Here is a 22,466-nt window from a genome sequence, read left to right as displayed (position 1 = left end):
CGGTGATCTCCTCCGACTCCGCGACCGGGTCACGCCAGCGACTGCTCTGCCGCCAGCTCGGCGTAGAGCGGGGATTTCCGCAGCAGCTCCGCGTGCGTTCCGGACGACTGCGCCGTTCCGTCCGCCAGCACCACGATCTGCCCCGCGTGGAGCACCGTGGACAGCCGATGGGCGACCATGATGACCGTGGTGTCGCCGGAGATGTCCCGGATCACGTCACGCAGCGCGGCCTCGTTGGCCGCGTCGAGCTGCGAGGTCGCCTCGTCGAGCAGAAGCAGACGGGGCCGGCGCAGCAGGGCCCGTGCGATGGCGACGCGCTGACGTTCGCCGCCGGACAGGGACACCCCCCGGTGCTGGATCTCCGCGTCGAGGTCGTCGCCGAGACGCCGCAGGAGGGGGTCGAGCCGCGTGGTACGCAGCACCGCCCGGATCTCGGCCTCGGCGGCGTCCGGCGCCGCGTACACGATGTTCTCGCGGAGGGTCCCGGCCAGCACGGCCGCGTCCTGCTCGACGTAGCCGATGCCCGCCCGCAGGTCGTTGAGCGGCCAGTCGGGGAGGCTCCGCTCGTCGAAGAGCACGCGGCCCTGCTGGGGGTCGTAGAACCGCTCCAGCAGTTTGAGCACGGTGGTCTTGCCCGAGCCGGAGGGCCCGACGAGCGCGGTCAGCCCGCCGGCGGGCACGACCAGGGAGAAGTCGCGCAGGGCAGGCTCCGTCCGGCCGGGATAGGTGAAGGTGACCCGGTCGAAGACCACGGAGGCCGGGGTGGACGGCACCACCCGGCCCGGGTGGCGCGGCTCCGTCGCCGACGCGGCCGGGAGACCATCCTGGGCGGGGAACGGCAGGTCGAGCGGCTCGGCCGGCAGCGCGTTCACCTCGGCTATCCGGCTCAGCGCCGCCCTGCCCGCCTGCAGATAGGTGGTCGCGCCGATCAGCTGGATGATCGGGTGGGTCAGGTAGGCCACGTAGAGAAGGAAGGCCACCAGCGCCGACACGGTCATGGCGCCGCTCGCCACCCGGGCGCCGCCGAGGCCGAGGACGACCAGGAAGGCGACCTGGATCGCCAGCCCGGCGGCGGTGCCCGCCACCGACCCCCAGCGGGCCAGTGACACGCCCTGCTGGAAGGCGGAGCGGGCCGAGACGTCGACGCGGGCCATCTCCGCCGCTTCCATGCCGGAGGCCTTGACGGTGGTGAAGGCCCCGAGGATCCGCTCCAGGGCGGCGCCCATCTGCCCGACCGACTCCTGCGCGCGCAGGGCGGCGATCCGGATCCGCGGCATGATCACCGCCATGATGAGCACGAGCAGCAGGGTCACGACGACGGTGACGCCGAGCAGCACCACGTCGACGACCGCCATCAGGACCACCGCCCCCAGCAGCATCAGACCACCGGTCAGCAGGTCGATCAGCGCCTGGCTGGCGATCTGGCGCAGCAGCATGGTGTCGGTGGTGACCCGGGCGAGCAGGTCGCCGGGTTCCTGGCCGCGCAGGCTCGGTACGGACAGACGGAGCAGGTGGCGGATCAGGCCGCGGCGCCCGTCGAGGACGACCGCCTCGGCGGTCCGCAGGGTGAGATAGTTGCCGATTCCGAGCAGGACGGCGGCGACCGCCACGAGCCCCGTCAACACGGCCAGCGCCTGGCCGGCCTCGGTTCCCGCGGTCAGCCCGTCGATGAGTGCCTGTACGGCGAGCGGCTGCAGCAGGCCGAGCACGCTGGAGGCGAGCAGCAGGACGGCGGCCGTGATGAAGATCCTCCGGTGCGGCCGGACGTACCGGGCCAGCATCCTCATCCAGTGGAGCCCCCGGTCCTCCGACGGCGGGGCCGGTGGGCCGGCCGGGGCCGTCCCCGCGAGGTCGTCCGGCTCGGGGAACTCGGGGCCGCTCGGCGGTGTCTCGTCCCGCAGCGCTTCTGTCGCCCGTGTCATCGTGTGGAGTCCTTGCGGTAGACGGAGACGTACATCGGCTCCTGGCCGCTGAACTCGGTGCCGAGCCAGTCGCAGTAGCGGCCCGCCGGCGTCAGCCCGGCCAGCCGGGCGTATTCGTCGACCTCCTCGGGTGTGGTCAGACGGCTCACCTCCGAGGCGATCCGGGAACGGCCGTCGTCGATCCAGATGTGCGCGAGATGCCAGATGCGATTGTCGATGTCGATGGTGGAGTAGGACAGAAGCCCGGTGTCCGGCGCGGGGTAGGGGACGAAGAACGAGTCGCGTACCCTGCCCTGGTTGAGCGCCTGGGCGAAGCTCGGGTTGTGGGTTTCGACGACCAGGCACCCGCCGGGGGCGAGGCGGGCCGCCGCGACGTCGAGCACCCGCTGCTGCTCGGCGGGGTCGAGCAGCATGGACAGGGTGCCGCAGACGCAGTAGACGAGCCCGTAGCGGCGATCGTCGGAGTAGTCGCGGATGTCGCCGTGCACGGGGGTGACCGGGCGGGGCCGTTCGGCCAGGGCGGCGCGCAGGACGGCGAGCATCTCGGGCGAGGAGTCGACGCCGACGATCGGGCCGGCCAGGTCGGCCAGGGGAAGCGCGACCCGGCCGGTGCCCACCCCGAGCTCCAGGGTCGGCAGATCCCCGCCGGGGTGCAGGTCGGCGAGGAACGCCGTGGTCGCCGCCACGGCCGGACCGCCGGGGAAGAGACGGTCGTAGAAGTCGGCGAACTGGGCGCCGTAGCCGATGTCGGCGATCTCACTCATGGTGGTGGTCTTCCTGGAGCGGAATGAACTGGGAGATCAGCAGGTAGTCGGGATCGTTGGACTCGTCGTAGCCGGTGCTGCGGGCGATCACGAACTGGAAGCCCTTCGGCGTCGGCCCGGCCCGGTGTTCCTCCCGTACGACGAGCTCGACGTGGTCGCAGAGCACCTGGTAGGCGGGGACCCTGGTGAGGTCGAGGCCGGGCTGGGCCATGGAGACGATCAGTTCGGCGCAGATGTCGAAGACGGCCTTGTCCTGCCGCCGCTCCGGAAACCAGACCATCTGCCGCCAGATGCGTTTCGGAATGTGGGTGGTCTCGACCCAGGGGGTCTGCGCGTCGTCGGCGAGGAGCACCCGGTGCAGGACGTGGAAGTCGTGCTGCGCCGGCTCGGGGGCGAAGAAGCGCCAGTTGCCGATGAGGAGGCCGGTGTAGTCGTACCGCCGGAACCGGTCGAAGATCTGCTGGGGATGCTGGCTGAGGACGGTCACCCCGAACCAGGCGGCCAGGCCGCCGATCACCACAGCGGTGAGCGCGCCCCAGTCGGCCTGGCGCGCCGGCGGCGCGATTCGCGGTCTCATCGCCGCTCGCCTCCGTTCCGCCTCCGGTCCGTCCGGTCCGGTGGGCCGTCGCGTCCTTCCCGCCCGTCGCGGCCGAGGGGCGCCTCCGCCAGGTCGTCGAGGAACGCGGTGATGATCGCGCTCACCTCGGCGGCGCGCCCGGCGTCGGTGAGGATCTCGTCGTGGTCCGCGCCCTGGACGAGGTGCCGCCGCGCCTGTGGGGCGGCCGCGGCGAACTCGTCGTGCAGGTCCACCTGTACGGCGTCGGTGGCGGCGGTCTGGCCCGCCGTGATGACCAGGAGGGGGGCGGAGATCCGGGGCAGGACGCCGTCGAACCGCTCGAATCTCTCCTTGACGACCCGCCACTCCCGGCGGGCGGCGGCCCACAGTTTGGCGTCGCGGTACTGGGCCAGCGCGGTGGTGCGCGCCTCCCGCGGAAGCCGGTCCACCCATTCCGGGCGTTGCAGCAGCGAGCCGAGCCCGAGTTCCAGCGACGCGGGCATGAGCGCCAGCGCGCCGGTCAACGCGCGGCCGCCCTCGGCCTGCCGGATGGAGCGCTGCAGTTCCGCCGGGTGGCTCGAGTCGACGAGCGCGACGCCCCGCACCTGCGCGCCGAGCCGCTCGGCTGCCAGCAGCGCGAGGTAGCCGCCGAGGGAGTGCCCGACCAGCACGATGGGCCGGCCGCCGGCGACGTGCTTGGCCACATCGGTCAGGTCGTCCACCATGGTGTCGAAACGGAACTCGGCCCCGGCCCGGTAACGGCTGACGCCGTACCCGGCGCGCTGGTAGGTGACGGTGGTGAAGCGCGACGCCAGCCGGGCCGCGATCCGTTCCCAGTGTTCGGTGGTGGCGGCCATGCCGCTTTCGAGGATGACCACCGGGCCGCTCGCCGCCGCGTCCTCGCCCAGAACGCGGTAGGCCAGCGTGTTGCCCGCGCCGGTGGTCAGCGTGCGCTCGTCGCCCCGGCCGCGTACGACGATCCGTCGCCGGCGGGCGCGTGCCGCCTGACCGGCGGCGAGCAGGGCGAGCCCGGCGGCGGTCACGGTGGCGGGCAGGGCGTCGTGGCGACGGCTGACCGTGCCGTCCGGGGCGGTGCGCACCCGTGGCCCGGCCGTGTAGAGCACCGCGGGATAGGTCGCCGTGAAGGCCCAGAAGAACCGGCCGAGTCCCATCACCCGCGCGTTGACGAGGTGGAACGCCCCGGCGGCGCCGAGCAGGTACGGCGCGAGCCGGCCGCGGCCGGCGAAGACGACGGGGAACGCGCATTCGAGGGTGAGGACGCCGTGCGCGGCGAGCCGGGTCAGCCGGGGGAAACGGCGCATCAGCTTCCAGGCGTGCGGGTCGCCGTAGGTGTGGGTGCGGATGATGTTGGGCAGGGCGCGGCCGCTGCGCCAGGTGTCGCTGGGGAGCTTGGCCCATCCGGAGACCGTGTAGGACAGCACCGACTGCAGCGAGACGAACCACAGGGCGGCGTCGGCGACGGCGGGCCGGCGGTGACCCGCCCTGGCGATGGTGGTCAGCGCCTGCACCAGGAAGGAGATCTGGTCGGCCCCGTCGCTTCCGTAGAGGTTCTGGGCGTGCAGCGCCGCCTGACTGCCGGCGAGCACCGCGTCGGCGGCGACACGTTGCCGCGGTGACAGCGGAAGCCAGAGCGCGGCAGCGGCGGCGGCGCGGCCGGCATGCAGGGCGGTGCTGACCCGCGGATCCGCGACCAGGTCGAGGGCGCGCGCGAAGCGGGGGGCCCGGTCGTGGAACATGCGGCGGTTGACGTCCCAGTTGTTGGCGCCGCCCCATTCCCGGTCCCGGCGGCGGGTCAGGTACTCCAGACTGGCGAGGAGGTGGGTCACCGAGTTCAGCCGTTCCGTCCAGGTCAGCACCTGCGATCTGGACAGCGTGGACGGCGACCCGGCGGCGGCTCGGATGCCGCCGGCGATGGCGGACAGGGCGGACGGCAGCCCGGGGCGGCGGCGCTTGGCTGGTCTTTTCATGGGGGGTCGCGTTTCCTGGCTCGTTCCTGGATCGACCCGTTGCCGGGACGCCGCGGTCGGCGGCGGCACCCCCGGCAACGGGCTTGGTTAGGACGGGAGCTGTTCGCTCTTGGGCGGCCTGGTGCCGCCGAAGTTGCGGCCCATCGCGTAGCCCGCGGCGAACAGGCCGACCACCGAACCGACCAGGCCCACGCCGGCCGCCACTCCCACGATCGTGGCGGGCGTGGCCAGCACCGGAGCACCTCCGATCTCGTGGCAGGGCTCGGTGCTGTGGATCGAGATCGCGCCGAGCGCCGGGTCTGCGTTCACCTTCTCGGCGAGTAGCGGCATGGATCATCTCCCTTGCTTCGGGTGCGTCGAGATGTCATTGGGGCAGCTGCTTCGGCTGCGGGTACTTGCCCTCGGCCATGTTGCGGGCGATGCCGTACATGTAACCGGCGTGGAAGGCGACCGCGCCGATGGCGACGCCGAGGGCGACGGCCGTCGGGGTCGCCAGCACGGGGCTGGCGGCCGTCAGGCCGTGACCCTCGGCGGTCTCCCTCAGGTCACCGAACATTTCGGGGGACACGGCGTTGGTGTAGTCGACGAGGCTGGTCATGATTCACCTCCTTGAAATTAGCTGAAATGAAGCGGAATGGCAGTGTTCTTAATATCAGCTAAGAACGCCGGTTGCTAGTGCCGTGACTGCCAAGGTTTGCCCGGACGGCGCGGTGTCCAGGGCGGTGCATCGCAAGGCGGAGGAGGAGCTGAGTAGCGGAGCTACGAGCGACGACGACAACGCGGCGAGGTGCTGCCCTGGGCGACGCGACGGGGCAAAGGTTTGCGGGAGGGGCACTAGATCCCGATCAACAGGGATTCGTCCTGTCTCGTTCCAATCTTCCGATCGAGGCTCTGGTCGGCCCGCGGCCGCGCCACACGCCTGTCGGGAGCCGTGGTGAACGGATCCGGATGGAATTTTCACCTCCCCACCAGTGCGAATCTCCGCGAGCGCGGACTGCCCGTTGACGCCCGTGCCGGTTGACCCCGATGATCCCTGCGGGGGGTCGACCCGGCCCCATCCGGAGCCGGGGTCCGATCGAGTGATCGAGGTGAGCCTCTCTCATGAGACTTCGCAGGTCGATGCTGTGGATGGGGGTGGCGGGCACGGCCCTCGCCGGCATGCTGTTCGGCTCGGCCGTGAACCCCGCTCTCGGCGCCCCGCTGGAAGCGACGCCGAGCCCGACGATCATCAGTCCGAGTCCGAGCCCGAGCGGGTCGCCCCGCGGCGACGTTCCCAGCAGGCCCGAGTCGCTGTACGCCTGCCCGCCGCCCATGGCTCCGGGGATGGACTTCCCGGCCATGGTCGGGCTGTGCTGGGCGGCGTCCAGCGGCGGCGTCGGCGGCGTGGTCGGCTACGAGGTCTACCGGCTGACCACCGACGGCTTCGTCAAGACGGCGAGCCCGACCGGGACCAACGCGATGATGTCGGCGGACTTCGTCCTGGGCCGCTCCTACACCTTCTACGTCGTGGCCAAGGACGCGGCGGGCAACATCAGCGAGCCCTCCGCCCTGATCACCGCCACCGCGACGACCGGACCACGGCCGACCGCCTCTCCCACCCCGGAACCCGGTGACATCACCCCGCCGACCAGCCCGACCGGGCTGCGCGACTACTGCGTCGCCGACGGCGCCGGGGTGAACTTCTGCTGGAACGCCTCCACCGACGATGTCGGCGTCTCCGGTTACGACGTCTACCGGCGGACCGCGACCGGTTACGTCAAGGCCGGCAGCCGTACGACCACGTGGTTCTATGAGACGGACGTCGTCACCGGCCGTTACTACACCTACTTCGTGGTGGCGAGGGACGCGGCGGGCAACCTCAGCCGGCCGTCGGATCTGATCTCCGCGCTCGCGCACGATCCCTACCCGTGGCCGACCCCGACGCCGACCCCGCCCCCGAACTGCAAGGTGACGTACGGCACCTGGTCCTGGGAGAGCGGGTTCGGCACGCAGGTGCGGATCACCAACATCAGTCCCGACCCGATCGACGGCTGGACCCTGCGCTTCAGGTTCTCCGACTCCGGGCAGAAGGTCGCCAACGGATGGTCGGCCGCCTGGTCCCAGGAGGAGACCTACGTGTACGCCGAGGCGCTCCCGTGGAACTCCGTCATCCAGCCGGGGGCGTCCGTCGACCTCGGCTTCAACGGGACGCACACGGGCGCCAACCCCGTCCCCCCGTCCTTCACGCTCAACCGCGTTCCCTGCATCGCGGGCTGACAGAGCGCTCCACCGCGGCCGTACGGCGTGCCGGACTCCGGCGATCGTCCGTACGGCCGCGGCCGCGCGTCTAACGACCGGCCACCCGGCGGCCGGGACTCGGGTCGCTCTGCCTGCCCGCCCGGTCGACGGTGGTCACGTAGTAGTGGCCGCCCGCGGCGCCGTCCGGGGCCGGGTGAGCTCGTCCGGCTGGAACCACTCGGGTGGCTGCCCCGCGGCGCCCGCCTTGTAGGCCTCCTGGCCGATCCACAGTTGCACGCCGGTGTCCGCCGCCACGTCGGACCACCAGGGGACCAGTTTGGCGTAGTCGGCGTTCGACTGGCCGATGTACCAGTAGAGCTGCGGCGCGATGTAGTCGAGCAGGCCCTTCTTCACCCACCCCCGCGTGTCGGCGTGCAGGTTGTGGTAGGACTGGCTGCCGCTGGTCTCCGACCAGAGGGGGTCGGTGGCCTCTTAAGTGTCTGTGGAGGGGGTGTTTCATGCTGTCCGGCCGCAAGTATCGGGTCGAGTTCACCCCTGTACAGGTCGAGTTCGCCGAACAGATCGGCGGCATCTGCCGGTCGGTGTGGAACACCGGCCTGGAGCAGCGCCGCGCCTACCGCAAGCGCGGCGCGTTCATCGGGTACGCCGAGCAGTGTAAGCAGCTTGCCGACGCCAAACAGGATTTCGGCTGGCTGGCGGACGCTCCGTCCCACGTGCTCCAGCAGACGCTCAAGGACTTGGACCAGGCGGTCAAAACCCACGGGACATGGAAGGTCCGGTGGCGGTCGCACCGCAAGTGGTCGCCATCGTTCCGGTTCCCCGACGCCAAGCAGATCGTCGTGGAACGGATCAGCCGCCGATGGGGCCGGGTGAAGCTGCCGAAGTTTGAATGGGTGCGGTTCCGCTGGTCGCGTCCGCTCGGCGGCATCCTGCGCTCAGCCACGATCACTCGCGACGGCAGGCACTGGTTCGTGTCGTTCCTCATCGAGGACGGCCGGCCCATTCCCCAGACGCATCCAGGCCCGGCCGTGGGGATCGACCGGGGAGTGGTGGTCGCCGTTACCACGAGCGACGGGGATTTCCATGAGCGGCCGTTCATCACCGATGGCCAGAGGCAGCGGTATCGCCGCCTCCAGCGGCAACTCGCCCGCACCCGAAAGGGCAGCAACCGGCGCAAGCGCGTGGTGGCCAGGCTGGGCACGGTCATGCGACGGGTCCGGTCCCGACGCGCGGACTTCAACGCCCAGCTCGCCGCGACGCTCACCAGACGGTACGGCATGGTCGTGCTGGAAGACCTCAACACGAAGAACATGACGGCCAGCGCGAAGGGCACCATCGAGCAACCCGGCTCGCGGGTCGCTCAGAAGTCCGGCCTCAATAAGGCGATCTTGGATAAGGGCTGGTACGGACTCGAACTCGCGGTGAACAACGCAGCCCGGTACACCGGCAGCAAGGTAATCAAGGTCCCGGCGGCGTACACGTCTCAGACGTGCTCGGCATGCAGGGTGGTGGATGCGAGATCGCGTGAGAGCCAAGCGCGGTTCGCCTGCACCTCCTGCGGCCATGTTGAGCACGCCGACGTCAACGCGGCCAAGAACATCAAGGCCGCCGGGCTGGCGGTCTCAGGGCGTGGAGACCTCGCCATCAGGCGGTCTGTGAAGCGTCAACCACCCCGGCCACGAGCGCGGCACGCTGCCGCGCCAGCGGCACGGGGAATCCCGGTCCTTTAGGGCCGGGAGGAAGTCAACGGATAGAAGTAGTCGTCGTCGAAGTGCAGGCCGTCATGTCGTAGCGGGTGACGGTGTCCATCATCGCGTCCTGCGCGAACGCGCGGACCTCCGGCATGCCGGGGTTGTAGTAGAGCTTGCCGCCGTAGGACACGATCCGGTCCGGATGCCTGTGGCCGGGGTGATCGGGGTGCGCCCGGGTCCCGCCCCTGGACCCCGGTCAGATACTGCGACCACGGTTCGTACGGCGAGGGCCAGAACGCGTCGGCCGTCGGTCTGATCTGGACGAAGACGGAGTTGAGCCTGCGTGCCACGGCCAGGTCGAGCCAGGCGAGGTATTCGGCCCGCTGCTGCTCGGGGGTCAGCCCCGGCCTGGACGGCCAGTTGATGTTGAGCACCGAGGCGATCCACATGCCGCGCATCTGGCGCAGCGGGGGAGCGGGCTCGCCGCCGGAGGGAGCGGGGGAGGCGGCGAGGGCGGGCAGGGGCATCGCCGTGGCCGTGGCGGCGAGGGCCAGGCCGCGTAGCACGGATCGCCGGGTGGGGGAGCTCATGCGGGCCTCCGGGGGGATGAAGGGGACGCAGCGATCTTGACACTGAGCGATTCCGACCCTGGCAGAAAATTACTTTCAGATCAATGGTAGTAAAAGAAAGTGTCATCTATGTGTAATCTTCCGTAAGAGGTCTTCATCGGGGAGGTGAGAGCCCGCACGGCGTGAGGCGGCGGGGCGTCACCCCCAAGGCCGCCGTCCCGCCACCGCGTCCGGAGGCGGCGACATGATCGCCGAGGCCCGCATCATGTGTTAGCGAAACACGTCATTTCACTGCTTTGCCACATGCACCCGATCAGCGGCACATAAGCTGATCCAGTCCAAGAGAGGCCGTACGTGATGATCGAAAACCAGGGCGCCGCCCCGAGCTCTCCGATCGCCCCGAGCTCTCCGGCGGCGCCCAAGTTCCCCAAGGCACCGGCGAACCCCATCGCGACCGTGCGCGCGGTGCTTCCCTCGCTCACCCCCGCCGCCCAGACCGTCGCGCGCCTCATCCTCGACGACCCCGCCATGGTCGCGCGAAGCACGATCACCGAGATCAGCGCGGTGTCGGGGATCAGCGAGGCGACGATCGTGCGCACCGCCCGGTCCCTCGGCTTCGCCGGCTACTCCCAGCTCAGGTTCGCCCTCGCGGCGGCCGTGGCCAGGCAGGCGCCGGAGCGGCTGGTCCCCGGCGACCTGGCCCCGGACGACCCGCTCACCGACGTGATCGCCAAGGTCACGAACGCGGAGTCCCAGGCGCTCGCCGACACGGCGGCCCAACTCGACCCCGACCGCCTCGGCGCGGTGGTGGACGTCGTGGCCGGCGCCCGCAGGGTGGACGTGTACGGCGTCGCCGCCTCCGGCCTGGTCGCGGCCGACATGGCGCAGAAGCTGATGCGGATCGGGCTGTCCGCCCACTGCTTCACCGACGCGCATCTCGCCCTCACCAGCGCGGCGCTGGTGCGGGAGGGCGACGTCGCCGTCGGCGTGAGCTGCACCGGCGAGACGCCCGACGTGCTCGGCCCGTTGCGGGTCGCGCGCAAGGGCGGCGCGGCGACCGTGGCGATCACCAACAACCCGCGCTCCTCGCTGGCCGAGCTGGCCGACCACGTGCTGATCTCGGCCGGGCGCGAGACGGCGTTCCGCCCGGGCGCGCTGGCCAGCAGGATCAGCCAGCTCCTCATCGTCGACTGCCTCTTCGTCGGGGTCGCGCAGCGCACCTTCGACGCCTCGGACGCCGCGTTGCGCGCGACCCGCGACGCGCTCGGCGACTACCTCGGCGATGCCAGACGCAGGATCAGGTCGATCTGACCCCCTTGTCTCCCCACCCCGTGACCCCCCTCCCCACCCCGTGACCCCCCTCCCCACCCCGTGATCTTGCGATTTCTCGCAGACCTCGCCGCCGACCTGCCCGCACCTCTTCCGTGATCTTGTAGAAACTCGCAGGCATGCCGTCCCACCTGCGGTTCCGCCGTGCGTGATCTCGCAGTGCCGGGTCGTCACGGTGTCAGGCGCCGAGGCCGCGCCGTACGCCGGCCCGCCGCGCGGCGTCGAGCCGCCCGCCGTTGGCCCGCAGCAGCGCGGCGGCCTCGTCGGCGCCGAGGCCTCGCTCGATCATCAGCACGGCCGCCTTGACGTTCCAGCCCGCCGCCTCGAGCATCGCCCGCGCGGTGTCGAGCCCGGCGCCGGTGATGTCGCCGACCATCCGCGCCGCCCGGTTGGCGAGCTTGGCGTTGGCCGCCGAGACCTCGATCATCGCGTTGCCGTACGTCCGGCCCAGCCGGATCATCGCGATCGTCGAGATCATGTTGAGCACCAGCTTCTGCGCCGTCCCGGCCTTGAGCCTGGTCGAGCCGGCCACCACCTCCGGCCCGACGATCACCTCGATCGGGTGCCCGGCGGCCGTCGAGAGCGGGGAGCCCGCGTTGCAGGACAGGCTCACGGTCAGCGCGCCGCGGCGGCCCGCCTCGGCGAGCGCGCCGAGCACGAACGGCGCCCGGCCGCTGGCGGACACGCCGACCAGCGAGTCGAGCGGGCCCACCTCCCGGTCCGCGACCGCGGCCGCCCCGCCGCCGGCGTCGTCCTCGGCCCCCTCGATCGAACGGGTCAGCGCGGCCTCGCCGCCCGCGATGATGCCCTGCACGAGCTCGGGATCGGTGCCGAAGGTCGGCGGGCACTCGGACGCGTCGAGCACGGCCAGCCGGCCCGAGGTCCCCGCGCCCACGTAGAACAGCCGGCCGCCCCGCTCCATCCGGCCGACGATCGCGTCGACGGCGGCGGAGATCTCCGGGATCGCCGCGGCCACGGCCCCGGGGACCGTGGCGTCGGCGTCGTTCATCAACCGGGCGATCTGCTCGGTCGGGAGCCGGTCGATCTCCCGGTAGCGCGGATCGGCCTGCTCGGTCGACAGGCCGGCATGCGGATCGATCGTCTCGTTCCCGTCGCCGACGGCGGTCACGAGTGGCTCACCGGCACGGCGACCACGGTGCGGGCCTCGGGGTGGAAGCAGGCGTGCTCCTGCGGCGTGCCGCCGTCGTGCCCGAGCACGGGCCGCTCGCTTTCGCAGCGTGCCGTACGGAACGGGCAGCGCGGAGCGAACAGGCAGCCCCTGTCGTGCCTGCTCGCGTCGAGCGCCTCGGTGGGCACCACCCGCTGCTCGCCGGGCGTCTCCAGGCCGTGCAGCACCGGGATGGCCGACAGCAGCGCCTGCGTGTAGGGGTGGACGGGGGTGGAGATGACGGTCTCGACCGGGCCGCGCTCGACGACCTGCCCCCGGTAGATGACGTAGAGCTCGCCGTCCGTGCCGATGTAGCGGGCGGTCGCCACGTCGTGGGTGATGAACAGCACGCTCACGCCGAGGCGGTCACGCAGGTCCTTGAGCAGGGCCAGGATGCCGAGGCGCAGCGACACGTCGATCATCGAGACGGCCTCGTCGGCGACCAGCACCTCGGGGTCGACGGTGAGCGCCCGGGCGATCACGACGCGCTGGCGCATGCCGCCGGACAATTGGTGCGGATAGCGCGGCAGCACATAGCCCGGATCGAGCCCGACCAGGCTCAGCAGCTCCTCGGCCCGCTCGCCGATCCACGATCTCGGTCTGCCCGTCCCCGCCCGCTCCATCTGGCGGGCCCGCAGGCTCAGCGGCGCGCTCAGCGTCTGATGGATCGTACGCGTCGGGTTGAGCGCGGAGTACGGATCCTGATGGACGAGCTGGACGCGGCGGAAGTACGGCTGCCGCCGCCGCGGCGTCAGCGACGACATGGGCACGCCGTCGATGGTGATCTCGCCGGAGTCGTGGCTCTCCAGCCCGGCGAGGATCCGGCCGAGCGTCGTCTTGCCACAGCCCGACTCCCCGATGAACGAGGCGGCGCCTCCCTTCTCGATGGCGAAGTCGACGCCGCGCAGCGCCGGGACCTCCCGGCCGCCGAGCACGCCGCCTCGCCTGCTGAACGTCTTGGTGATACCGGTACCGGTGATCACGCCTGTTCCTCCCCCATGTCAGCGATCGCCGTTCCGGCGGTCACCGTTCCAGCGGTCACTGTCTGTTTCACGTCCTTTCGTGCGCCCTGTACGGCATGGCACACCGCGGTCCGCGATCCCCACGACACCACCGGCACCCGCCCCGTCTCGCACACCTCCATGCGCAGTGCGCACCGCTCGCGGAACACGCAGCCGTCGGCCGGGACGCTGTCGAGCGTCGGCGGGCGGCCGGGCAGCGCCCGCGCCTCGCCGATGTCGCCGACCAGGCGCGGGATCGCCGCGAGCAGGCCCCGCGTGTAGGGGTGGCGGGGGTCGCCGAGCACCTCCCCGGTGGGGCCCTGCTCCACCAGGCGCCCGCCGTACATCACGGCGAGGTTGTCGGCGACCTCGGCGACGACACCGAGGTCGTGGGTGATGACGAGCGTGGTGAGGCCGCGCTCCTCGTGCACCTCCCGGATGATCCGCAGGATCGTCGCCTGCGTGATCATGTCGAGGGCCGTGGTCGGCTCGTCGAGCACGACGACCCTGGCGTTGAGCACGAGCGCGAGCATGATGCCGACGCGCTGGCGCATGCCGCCCGACAACTCGTGCTGGTAGGAGTCGAGGACCCGGGCGCCGTCCAGCCCCATCCGGTCGAGCAGGCCCCTGGCCTCCCGCACCAGGCCGCGCAGGTCGTCCGGCCCGTGCGAGCGGCCCATTCCGTGGGAGCGGCCCAGGTCGAGCAGCTGTCCGCCGACCGTCTTGAGCGGGTTCAGCGAGTTCTGCGCCGCCTGGAAGACATATCCGATATGTCGCCCGCGTGCCCTGCGCAGGCCGTCGCCGTGGAGGGCCGCCACGTCGCCCAGCCCGTCGATCTCCACGCTGCCCGCCGCGATCCTGCCGGGCGGCTGCACGGCGTTGAGCAGCGACAGCGCGAGCGTCGACTTGCCCGAGCCCGACTCGCCGACCACACCCGTGATGGTGCCCGGCGGCAGGTCGAGGTCGATCCCGGACACCGCGGGAAGCTCCCCGGCGCCGGTGCGGTAGACGACCGACAGCCCGCGGATCCGTACGCCCGGCGCGGAAGACCGATCAGAGGACTGCTCGGAAGACTGCTCAGCGGCCACGGTCACTCCTCCCGCAACCGGGGGTTGAAGATCTCGTCCATCGCGTCGACGACCAGCACGATGCCCAGCGTCAGCAGCAGGATCGCCAGCAGCGGCGCCAGCAGGTACGGCAGCGCCGCCGTCGTTGTCAGCGCGCCGCCGCCGAAGACGGCGAGGTTGAGCATCACGCCCCAGTTGTTCGCCTCGAACGGCAGCACGCCGAGGAAGAACAGGCCCACCTGCGCGTATACCGCGCCGGTCACCGCGATGAGCGTGTTCATCGCGATGTAGGGCGCCATGCTCGGCAGCAGCTCCCGGCCGACGATGTGGCCCGTCGACAGGCCGAGCCCGCGCGCCGCCTCGATGAAGCCGCGCTCGCGCAGCGAGAGGGTCTGGGACCGTACGGCACGGGCCACCCCGCCCCAGCCGAGCAGCCCGAGCACCAGCCCCATCTCGATGGCGCCGGTGAACTTCCATATCGTCGAGAGCACGAGCAGCAGCGGCAGCCCCGGGATCGTGAGCTTCATGTCGGTGAGCCGCATGAGCACGCTGTCCCAGCGGCCGCGTTTGAACCCGGAGAACAGGCCGATCGCCGTGCCGAGCACGACCGTGATGACGGCCGTGACCGCGGCGGTCAGCAGGACGTAGCGGGCCCCCGTGACGACCAGGGCGAGCACGTCGGTGCCCTCGAAGTCGGTGCCGAACGGGTGTCGCCAGCTCGGCGGGGCGTAGAGTGCCTGGGTGTCGCGGGGCAGCGGATCGGGGTAGAGCAGCGGCCCGAAGATCCCCATGAGGGCGAAGCCGGCCACGATCGCCGCACCGACCATCCGGCTCGGTTTGCGCCGCATGACCCGCCACACGCCACGCCAGAAGTTGCGGCGGACCGTGGCGGAGGCGCCCGCGGCGGGAACGACGGTCACGCTCATGCCGTCTCCCCCTCGCCGCGCACCCTGGGGTCGATCACCGTGTAGAGCAGGTCGGCCACGATGTTCGCCACGATGATCGCCACGGTGATGAGCAGGAACGCCCCGCCCATCAGCGCGTAGTCCCGGTTGTTGATGCTGTCGATGAGCATCAGCCCCAGCCCTGGATAGTTGAAGATGCGCTCGATGAAGATGGAGCCGCCGAACAGCAGGCCCAGCGAGAGCGCCAGGATCGTGAACAGCGGCAGGATCGCGTTGCGCGCCACGTAGCGGAAGATGATCGACCGCTTCATGCCGCGCAGCTCGGCGGCGAGGATGAAGTCGTCGCCGAGGACGGTGACCACGCTCGACTTCATCGCCAGGATCCACCCGCCGTAGCCCGCCAGCGCGTACGTGAGGACGGGCAGCGTGGCGTGCTCGATCAGCGAGCCGATATAGGCGGCGTTGAAGCCGGGTTCGTACAGAATGTCCGCCGTGCCGCCGGCGGGCAGGATCGGGATCAGCGTCGTGAAGATCGCCCCGAGCAGCAGCGCCAGCACGTACTGCGGGACGCCGTGCAGCAGCGAGCCGGAGATCGCCAGCATGTCGCCGAGCACACCCGAGCGCTTGATCGCCGCGTAGACGCCCATGACGACGCCGACGAGGAAGCTCAGCAGTGTGCCGGCGAGCACCGGCAGCACCGTCCACTTGGTGGCCGACAGCAGCACGTCCGACACCGGGCTGCCCGGCACCATCAGCGACTCGCCGAGGTCGAACCTGGCCAGTCCGCTCATGTAGCCGACGTACTGATCCCACAGGCTGCCCTGCGGCATGAAGCCGTACAGCACCTCGACCGCGCGCGCCGCCGCGTCGGGCGCCATGCCCTGCTCGACGAGTTTCTCGTACCTGGCGGCCAGGGGATTGCCCGGGACGTTCCTGATGATCAGAAAGCTGATCGTGGTGACGACCAGGATCATGACGAACCCGCGGGCCAGATGGCCCGCGAGTCGCCACGCGACCGCGCGTGCGCGGGAGCGGTGAAGCGCCATCGGCTACTGCTTCTTCTTGAGCATGCCGAGCTGGATCCAGACGCCGGAGGGCTGGCGCAGCAGGTCGCTGTCGTCGGCGGGGAACCCGGTGAAGCGGTTGGTGTTGACGAACTGGGTGTTGACGTAGTCCCAGAGCTGGATCACCGGCAGATCCTGGTTGGCGGCCTTGGCGAGCTGACCGATGACGGCCTTCTGCTCGTCTCCGCTGACCGAGTTGAGCTTGGCGGTGAGCTCACCGGGGTTCACCTCGCCGACGCCCTCGACGTCGACGGTCTCCGCGCCGCCCATCCAGTTGCCGTTCTTGCCGGGCGCGGAGTGCTCGACCTTGCCGCCCAGGATGTTCCAGCCGTTCGAGCCGCCGTACAGGCGCTGGTAGATGTTGTACGGCGCCGGCCCGAGCGCCATGAGCCAGAAGCCGAGGTCGTACTTGCCCTCGGCGAGCTCGGACAGGTAGAGCGGGTAGTCGGCGGTGGTGACGACCTCGGCGTCCACGCCCGCCGTGGTCAGCTGGCTGGTGATGGCCTTGGCGGCCGACACCCAGTCGGAGAACGGCGCCGGGATGTGGATCGTGACCTTCCACGGCTTGCCGTCGGCCAGCGCCCACTTGCCGTCCTTCTTGGTCAGCCCGGCGGCCTTGAACTCCTCCTCGGCCTTGGCCGGGTCCACGTTGTACGGCTCGAGCGCGTCCAGCTCGCCGCCCAGCCACTCCCTGGCGGCCTTGGCGTGGATGCCCGAGGTGGTCACCGCCGCCGTTCCGCCCTCCGGCGAGGCGATCTTGACGACCTCGGCGCGGTCGATCAGATGCGCGAGGCCCCGCCGCACGTGCACGTCGTCGTACGGCTTCTTCGACTGGTTGAACGCGAGCCCGACGGCCACCGGCGAGTAGCCCTTGACGACCTGGTTGCCCGGGGTCGCCACGATGCGCTTCATCACGTCGGCCGGTACGGCGGTGAACGGCGCGTTGTCGAGCTTGCCCGCGGTGAGGTAGTTCCAGATCTGCTCGTTGCCCGTGTAGTTGAGCAGCTTGACCTGGTCGGGGCCGACGTTCGCGGCGTTGTAGAAGTTCTTGTTCTTCACCAGGAGCGCCTCGCCGGGGTTCATCCGCTCCAGGACGAACGGCCCGGCCGAGACGTCCTTGGGCGGTCCGAAGGCGAGGACCTTCTCCGACAGCGCGGTGATCTCGCCGCGGGCCGCCTCGGCCTCGGCGCCCTCGCCGCGCGCGGTCTCGAGCTTGTCCCAGAAGTCGGCGGGCAGCACGCCCTCCCAGGCGTGCTCGGGCACCACGAAGGAGTCCATGACGCCGCGTACGAACGTGACGCTCGGGTTCTTCATGTCCTGGGTGATCTTGACGGTCTTGTCGTCGACCACCTCGACGTCGGAGGCGGCGCCGGCCGCGCCCGGGTCGAGCGCGAAGGCGGTGCTGCCCTGTGTGTACGCCAGGGCGATGGAGAACTTCACGTCCTCGGCGGTGACCGGCTGCCCGTCGGACCACTTGTTGTCCGGGTGCAGGTGCAGCGTGATCGACGAGTTGTCCGGCGCGATGTCCCAGCTCGCCGCGATGCCCGGATAGAACTGGTTGGGGTCGGTCAGGTGGTTCTTCGACCATGCGATGCGCATCGCGTTGAAGCCCTGGAACGAGTTGCCCTTGGGGTTCCACGGGTTGAAGGGCCCGTTGACGTCGAGCCCGGGCTTGTTGCCGTCGATGGTGGTGTAGACGCCACCGCCGGCGCCGCCACCCGCCGACTTCTCGCCCGCAGCGCCGCCGCCGGTGCAGGCGGTCACGGCGGCCAGGCCGAGTATCGACACGACCGCTGTCAGGGAGCGTCCCATGGATCTTCTCGGCCTGCTGCGGTCGCCCGGGTGGCGCCTCGCCGCGCTGCGCCCGCGGAGGTTCCTCGCAGGCTCGGAACTTCCGTGGGGCCCGCGGCCCTCGTCGCCCATAGCTTCGCTATGGGCTCCTCGTCGGCCTTGAGATGCATCCATCCGGCCGATCCTCGCTACGGCGAAGATCCACGGGACACTCCCTAGACGTTTCATGGACCGCTCCGGGTGGTCGGGGCTTCGATAAGCGGATCTTGTCCGGACCCTATGTAACGGCAAAGCCGCCGTCAATAATTTGCAAAAGTCGTGAGGTTTCTGCAACTTTCCTTCACCGCGGCCCTTGGGACATCCGGCCACGGCGGGTGGATTGGCGCCGGGCGCCGGGGGAACCCGTTTCTCGCCGGCCCGGTATGGGCCGCAGAGAACGGGGAGGGGCCGCTGTGCGGGACTGGGATCACTGGGTGCTGACCGACGCCGGGTGGACGGCGAGCGCGAGCCCGGAACGGCTGACGGTCGGCGATCCGGCGACGGGCGAGCCGATCGGCCCGGCGCCGGCCGGCTGCGCGGAGGACGTCGAACGCGCCGTGGCCGCGGCTCGCCGCGCCCGGTGGGGCTGGGCCCGTACGGCCCCGGCCGACCGGGCCGCATGCCTGCGCCGCGCGGCCGACCGGGTCGAGGCACACGCCGGGGAGCTGGCCGAGCTCGTCACCCGGGAGATGGGCAAGCCGATCGGCGACTCGCGTGGCGGCGTCGCGGCCGGCATCGGAACGCTCAGGCAGTACGCCGAGCTGGGCCCGCTGCACCGGGGCCGCAGCCTGCAGGGCGCCTGGGCGGCGACCGACCTCATGGTGCGCGAACCCCGCGGCGTCGTCGCGGTGATCACCCCGTGGAACGACCCGGTGGCCATCGCCTGCGGGCTCGTCGGCGCGGCCGTGGCGACCGGCAACTGCGTGGTGCACAAGCCGTCGGAGCGCACCCCGCACACCGGGGCGCTGCTCGCCGAGCTGATCGCGGCGGAGCTGCCCCCGGGCGTGCTCACCGTACTGACCGGCGACCGGAGGGCGGGGGAGCCACTGGCCGCACACCCCGGTGTCGATCTCGTGGCCCACGTCGGCTCCACCGCGACCGGCCGCGCCATCGCCGCGGCCGCCGTACGCACCGGCGCGGCGACGCTGCTCGAGAACGGCGGCAAGGACCCGCTGATCGTGGACGCCGGAGTCGACGTGAAGTGGGCATCGGCGCAGGCCGCGACCGGCTGCTTCGCCAATGCCGGGCAGATCTGCACCTCGGTCGAGCGGGTGTACGTCCACCGCGACGTCGCCGACTCGTTCCTCGCCGCGCTCGTGCAGCGGGCGGAGGAACTGCGGATGGGCCCCGGCCTCGACGAGGAGACCACCCTCGGCCCGCTCGTCGACCGGGCCCAGCGCGAGATCGTGGACCGGCAGGTGCGCGCCGCGGTGGCGGCGGGCGCCCGCGCGCTGACGGGAGGCCGGGTGCCGGAAGGGCCCGGCGCCTTCTACCCGGCGACCGTGCTGAGCGGCTGCACCGACGACATGGAGATCATGCGGACGGAGACCTTCGGCCCGGTCGCGGCCGTCCGGGTGGTGGACTCCTTCGACCAGGCGCTCGACCTCGCCTGCGCCTCGCCGTACGGCCTGGCCGCGACCGTGCTCACCCCGTCGACGGCCAACGCGCAGCGGGCCTGGCGGGAGCTACCGGTGGGCACCGTGAAGATCAACGCGGTCTTCGGCGGCGCCCCCGGCGGCGCGGCCCAGCCGGTGGGGGCGAGCGGCCACGGCTTCGGGTACGGCCCAGAGCTGCTCGACGAGATGACCCACGCCAAGGTCGTCCACTGGACGCCGCATCCCTGACCGTCCGTGCCGGCGTACGGCGGCCTCACCCGGGCAGCGCCTTCACCAGGTCTTCCGCGAGGTATCCGTCCGGGCGGGCTCCGGGCGGCACGGCGAACAGCGCGCTCGACTCGTGGACGATGAACCGGCTGAGGTCGTCGGCCATGGCCAGCCGCTGCTGGATTCGGGTGAACCCCTGCCGGGGGTCACTCTGGAAGGCCAGGAACAGCAGCCCGGCGTCGGGCGCGCCGTCCGGCCGGTAGCCGTCGAAGTAGGAGAAACCCTTCCGCAGGATGACGGCGCCCGAGTTGAAGGCGGGGGACGCCTGCCGCACGTGGGCGCTCGGGCCGATGGCCAGCCCGCCGCCGGGCCGCTGCGCGTCCAGATCGATCGGCGTGAACTCGTCGCCGCCCGACAGCGGCGCCCCGGTGTCCTTGCGCCGGCCGATGATCTGTTCCTGACGCTCCCGGGACAGGGCGTCCCAGGGATCGAGCAGCATCCGGATGCGCCGGAAGACCAGGTAGGTCCCGCCGCGCAGCCACGCCGGATCGCTGTCGTGACCGGCGAAGACGTGCGCGTCGAACCCCGGATCGCCCGGCTTCGGGTTGCCGGTGCCGTCGAGCTGCCCCATCAGGTTGCGCCGGGTCGTGCCCTGGTCGACGGTCACCCCGTCGACGGGATTGAACCCGCCCATCTGCCAGCGCACCTGCGCGATGCCGCGTGCCGTACGAGTGAGCGCCCGCAGGGCATGGGCCACCACGATCGCGTCACCCGCGGTGAGCAGGACGCCGATGTCGCCGCCGCTGCGGCGCTCGTCCAACTCGTCCCGGGGGAAGGGCGGGATCGGCGCGAGCGGGTCGGGCACCGGGACGCCCAGCTTGCGCAGCAGCGAGGAGCCGAATCCCACCGTGATCGTCAGCGTGGAGGGGCCGTAGCCGGTGGTCATGGCGTCGTCGTCGGGCACGGGTTCACCGCGGGTCAGCAGCCGGGCATCCCGCGTCCAGGTGCGCAGCAGCGTCTCCATCTGGCGGGCCGTCGCCCCCGGCACCAGGTCGAACGCGGCGAGCCAGCCGTGCGCGGCGGTCGGGGCCAGGACGCCCGCCTGGTGAGCGCCGTCGAAGGGGATGCTCCGCTCGCCGACCCGGCGGGCACGATCTCCCTCCAGGGCCGCGGAGGCGGCGTTGCCGCCCACCGCACCCGCCACGGCGGCGGCCCCGGCGGCGGACGTCGCGGCGAGCAGCCCGCGCCTGCTGATCCGGCCGCGCGACCGATCGCCCCCCGAACGCGTCACCCTCCTCACCCCTGGGACGGCGACGGGGGACGATGGCCGATCGGCATGACGGGAGCGTCCACGGTGATCTCCTCCCCGCCCTCGAAGCGCAGCGTGAGCTTCACGTTGTCGCCCTCCCTGAGCCTGCGGGTGAGCGACTCGATCATCACGTGGTAGTGGCCGCGGGTGAAGGCCAGCGTGCCGTGCGGGGGCACCGTGACCGAGGCGAGATGCCGCATCTCGGTGCCCGTGGTCTCGTGCAGCATCGACATCTCGGACACGTCGGTGCTGACCCCGGAGAGCACGGCCGGGCGGCTGCCGGAGTTGGTGATGGTGAAATAGGCGGCGGCGACGTCGGGGGAGGCGGGCTCCGGCACGTACGCGTCCGTCACCCGCAGGTCGCCCGAGCCCGAGGACGACGTTACGGCCGACGGCGTCTTTGTGATCGGTGCGGCGGTGGACGGTGCGGTTGCGGCCGATGGCGGGGTCGCAGCCGTGAGCGGAATACGTTCCAGCAGCCTGCGCAGATCAGCCGTGAACTCGGCCGACGACGTGCCCGAGCTGAAGATCAGCCGGCCCTGGTGGTCGCCGTCGAAGGCGATGATCTGCCCGCCGTGGGTCACCTCGTAGTCGCCCGCCCCGGGCGTGGGCCGCTCCAGGGCGATGCCCACCGATTCGGCCGCCGCCTGAATGATCGCGAAGTCGCCGGTCAGCCCGACGAACGAGGAGTCGAACGACGCCAGCCACGACCGGATGACCTCGGGCGTGTCCCGGTCGGGATCCGTGGTGGTGAAGACGACGGAGATCTTGTCCCGGTCCGCCGCGGGCAGCTCCCGCAGCGCCGAGGCGAGGTCGGCCATCGTCGTCGGGCAGATGTCGGGACAGTGGGTGTAGCCGAAGAAGAGCAGCGTGAGGCGTCCCGCCGTACGCTCCCGCAGCTTGAACGGCTTGCCGGCGGTGTCGGTCAACGTCACGTCGGGCTTGGACAGCGGCTCCTGCAGCCACGTGCCGTGGAACTCCGACGATGGCCGGATCAGCCGTACGGGCGGGTCGGCCGCCCCGGTCGAGCCGCCGCATGCGGCGAGCGTGGTGAGCAGCATCAGTGCGGCGAGCAGACGCAGCACGACGATCCCGCGACGCCGGTTCGCGTGAGGGTCGCTGGCTTCACCACTCGTGATCAGTTGTGCAGACATCATGGTTCTATCCGGTTCGGCGGGACAGGGGGAACCCGGGCCGGTCGGCCGTCATGGCGGACCGGCCGGATGCCGGCTGTGGCGTCAA

The 22,466-nt window shown here is 71.3% G+C and carries 19 protein-coding genes and 1 pseudogene; 4 read left to right on the top strand and 16 right to left on the bottom strand.

Annotated features, from left to right (window positions below; genetic code table 11):
* Positions 1–29: 29 nt before the first annotated feature.
* The 6 genes from AP234_RS24675 to AP234_RS24650 all read right to left on the bottom strand — a co-directional run bounded on the left by AP234_RS24675 (position 30) and on the right by AP234_RS24650 (position 5,828).
* Entirely contained in the window at positions 30–1,922 is a 1,893-nt protein-coding gene (locus AP234_RS24675) for an ABC transporter ATP-binding protein (protein ID WP_152990600.1), read from the bottom strand.
* Positions 1,919–2,686: a class I SAM-dependent DNA methyltransferase gene (locus AP234_RS24670; RefSeq protein WP_055482109.1), complete on the bottom strand. Its 768-nt coding sequence runs from the start codon at positions 2,684–2,686 to the stop codon at positions 1,919–1,921. Before AP234_RS24670 ends, AP234_RS24675 begins: the two co-directional genes overlap by 4 nt.
* Positions 2,679–3,263, bottom strand: coding sequence for a hypothetical protein (locus tag AP234_RS24665; protein ID WP_055482108.1), 585 nt, complete (start codon positions 3,261–3,263; stop codon positions 2,679–2,681). Before AP234_RS24665 ends, AP234_RS24670 begins: the two co-directional genes overlap by 8 nt.
* A complete protein-coding gene (locus AP234_RS24660) occupies positions 3,260–5,230 on the bottom strand; it encodes an alpha/beta fold hydrolase (RefSeq protein WP_055482107.1) in 1,971 nt (656 codons plus the stop codon). The genes AP234_RS24665 and AP234_RS24660 overlap by 4 nt, the downstream gene beginning before the upstream one ends.
* An 87-nt stretch (positions 5,231–5,317) precedes the next feature.
* A complete protein-coding gene (locus tag AP234_RS24655; RefSeq protein WP_055482106.1) occupies positions 5,318–5,560 on the bottom strand; it encodes a hypothetical protein in 243 nt (80 codons plus the stop codon).
* Between the two features lie 34 nt (positions 5,561–5,594).
* Positions 5,595–5,828 (bottom strand): hypothetical protein, encoded by a 234-nt coding sequence (locus AP234_RS24650; RefSeq protein ID WP_055482105.1) that lies wholly within the window; start codon positions 5,826–5,828, stop codon positions 5,595–5,597.
* Between the two features lie 503 nt (positions 5,829–6,331).
* Between AP234_RS24650 and AP234_RS24645 the strand changes: the two genes are divergently transcribed.
* Entirely contained in the window at positions 6,332–7,486 is a 1,155-nt protein-coding gene (locus tag AP234_RS24645; protein WP_083502400.1) for a cellulose binding domain-containing protein, read from the top strand.
* Between the two features lie 135 nt (positions 7,487–7,621).
* Here the strand turns inward: AP234_RS24645 and AP234_RS24640 are convergent.
* Positions 7,622–7,888, bottom strand: a pseudogene (locus AP234_RS24640) (family 10 glycosylhydrolase); the annotation flags it as partial.
* Positions 7,889–7,965: 77 nt separating this feature from the next.
* Between AP234_RS24640 and AP234_RS24635 the strand changes: the two are divergent.
* Complete coding sequence (locus tag AP234_RS24635; RefSeq protein ID WP_055482102.1) at positions 7,966–9,198, top strand: RNA-guided endonuclease InsQ/TnpB family protein; 1,233 nt, start codon at positions 7,966–7,968, stop codon at positions 9,196–9,198.
* Here the strand turns inward: AP234_RS24635 and AP234_RS35265 are convergent.
* Entirely contained in the window at positions 9,195–9,749 is a 555-nt protein-coding gene (locus AP234_RS35265) for a family 10 glycosylhydrolase (protein ID WP_431999105.1), read from the bottom strand. The two genes, AP234_RS24635 and AP234_RS35265, sit on opposite strands and share 4 nt — an antisense overlap.
* Positions 9,750–10,085: 336 nt before the next feature.
* Here AP234_RS35265 and AP234_RS24625 point away from each other — a divergent pair, with 336 nt between their 5' ends.
* On the top strand, positions 10,086–11,039 hold the full coding sequence (locus tag AP234_RS24625; RefSeq protein ID WP_083502399.1) for a MurR/RpiR family transcriptional regulator: 954 nt from the start codon (positions 10,086–10,088) through the stop codon (positions 11,037–11,039).
* Between the two features lie 196 nt (positions 11,040–11,235).
* On the opposite strand, the gene murQ is transcribed toward AP234_RS24625, so the two are convergent.
* The 6 genes from murQ to AP234_RS24595 are packed head-to-tail and all read right to left on the bottom strand — an operon-like array spanning position 11,236 to position 18,074.
* A complete protein-coding gene (murQ, locus tag AP234_RS24620) occupies positions 11,236–12,186 on the bottom strand; it encodes an N-acetylmuramic acid 6-phosphate etherase (protein ID WP_235558353.1) in 951 nt (316 codons plus the stop codon).
* Entirely contained in the window at positions 12,183–13,208 is a 1,026-nt protein-coding gene (locus tag AP234_RS24615) for an ABC transporter ATP-binding protein (RefSeq protein WP_055482100.1), read from the bottom strand. The genes murQ and AP234_RS24615 overlap by 4 nt, the downstream gene beginning before the upstream one ends.
* Positions 13,205–14,314 carry an ABC transporter ATP-binding protein gene (locus AP234_RS24610; RefSeq protein WP_055482205.1) on the bottom strand — a complete coding sequence of 370 codons (1,110 nt, stop codon included), beginning with the start codon at positions 14,312–14,314 and terminating at the stop codon, positions 13,205–13,207. Before AP234_RS24610 ends, AP234_RS24615 begins: the two co-directional genes overlap by 4 nt.
* A 2-nt stretch (positions 14,315–14,316) precedes the next feature.
* Positions 14,317–15,219, bottom strand: a complete 903-nt coding sequence (locus tag AP234_RS24605) for an ABC transporter permease (RefSeq protein ID WP_055482099.1) — start codon at positions 15,217–15,219, stop codon at positions 14,317–14,319.
* Positions 15,216–16,244 (bottom strand): ABC transporter permease, encoded by a 1,029-nt coding sequence (locus AP234_RS24600; RefSeq protein WP_055482098.1) that lies wholly within the window; start codon positions 16,242–16,244, stop codon positions 15,216–15,218. The genes AP234_RS24605 and AP234_RS24600 overlap by 4 nt, the downstream gene beginning before the upstream one ends.
* 3 nt (positions 16,245–16,247) lie before the next feature.
* Positions 16,248–18,074, bottom strand: a complete 1,827-nt coding sequence (locus AP234_RS24595; protein WP_055482097.1) for an ABC transporter substrate-binding protein — start codon at positions 18,072–18,074, stop codon at positions 16,248–16,250.
* Positions 18,075–18,505: 431 nt separating this feature from the next.
* Here AP234_RS24595 and AP234_RS24590 point away from each other — a divergent pair, with 431 nt between their 5' ends.
* On the top strand, positions 18,506–19,936 hold the full coding sequence (locus tag AP234_RS24590; protein ID WP_235558352.1) for an aldehyde dehydrogenase family protein: 1,431 nt from the start codon (positions 18,506–18,508) through the stop codon (positions 19,934–19,936).
* 25 nt (positions 19,937–19,961) lie between these two features.
* Here the strand turns inward: AP234_RS24590 and AP234_RS24585 are convergent, their stop codons facing one another.
* Both AP234_RS24585 and AP234_RS37385 read right to left on the bottom strand, forming a co-directional pair.
* On the bottom strand, positions 19,962–21,206 hold the full coding sequence (locus AP234_RS24585; RefSeq protein WP_200926691.1) for a Dyp-type peroxidase: 1,245 nt from the start codon (positions 21,204–21,206) through the stop codon (positions 19,962–19,964).
* 5 nt (positions 21,207–21,211) lie between these two features.
* Positions 21,212–22,381, bottom strand: coding sequence for an SCO family protein (locus tag AP234_RS37385; protein WP_063843081.1), 1,170 nt, complete (start codon positions 22,379–22,381; stop codon positions 21,212–21,214).
* Positions 22,382–22,466 lie beyond the last annotated feature (85 nt).

It is taken from the genome of Sphaerimonospora mesophila, from assembly GCF_001417795.1.
GTDB lineage: Bacteria > Actinomycetota > Actinomycetes > Streptosporangiales > Streptosporangiaceae > Sphaerimonospora > Sphaerimonospora mesophila.
The sequence above is the reverse complement of the archived record's forward strand: the minus strand, read 5'-3'. Positions and strand labels throughout refer to the sequence as shown.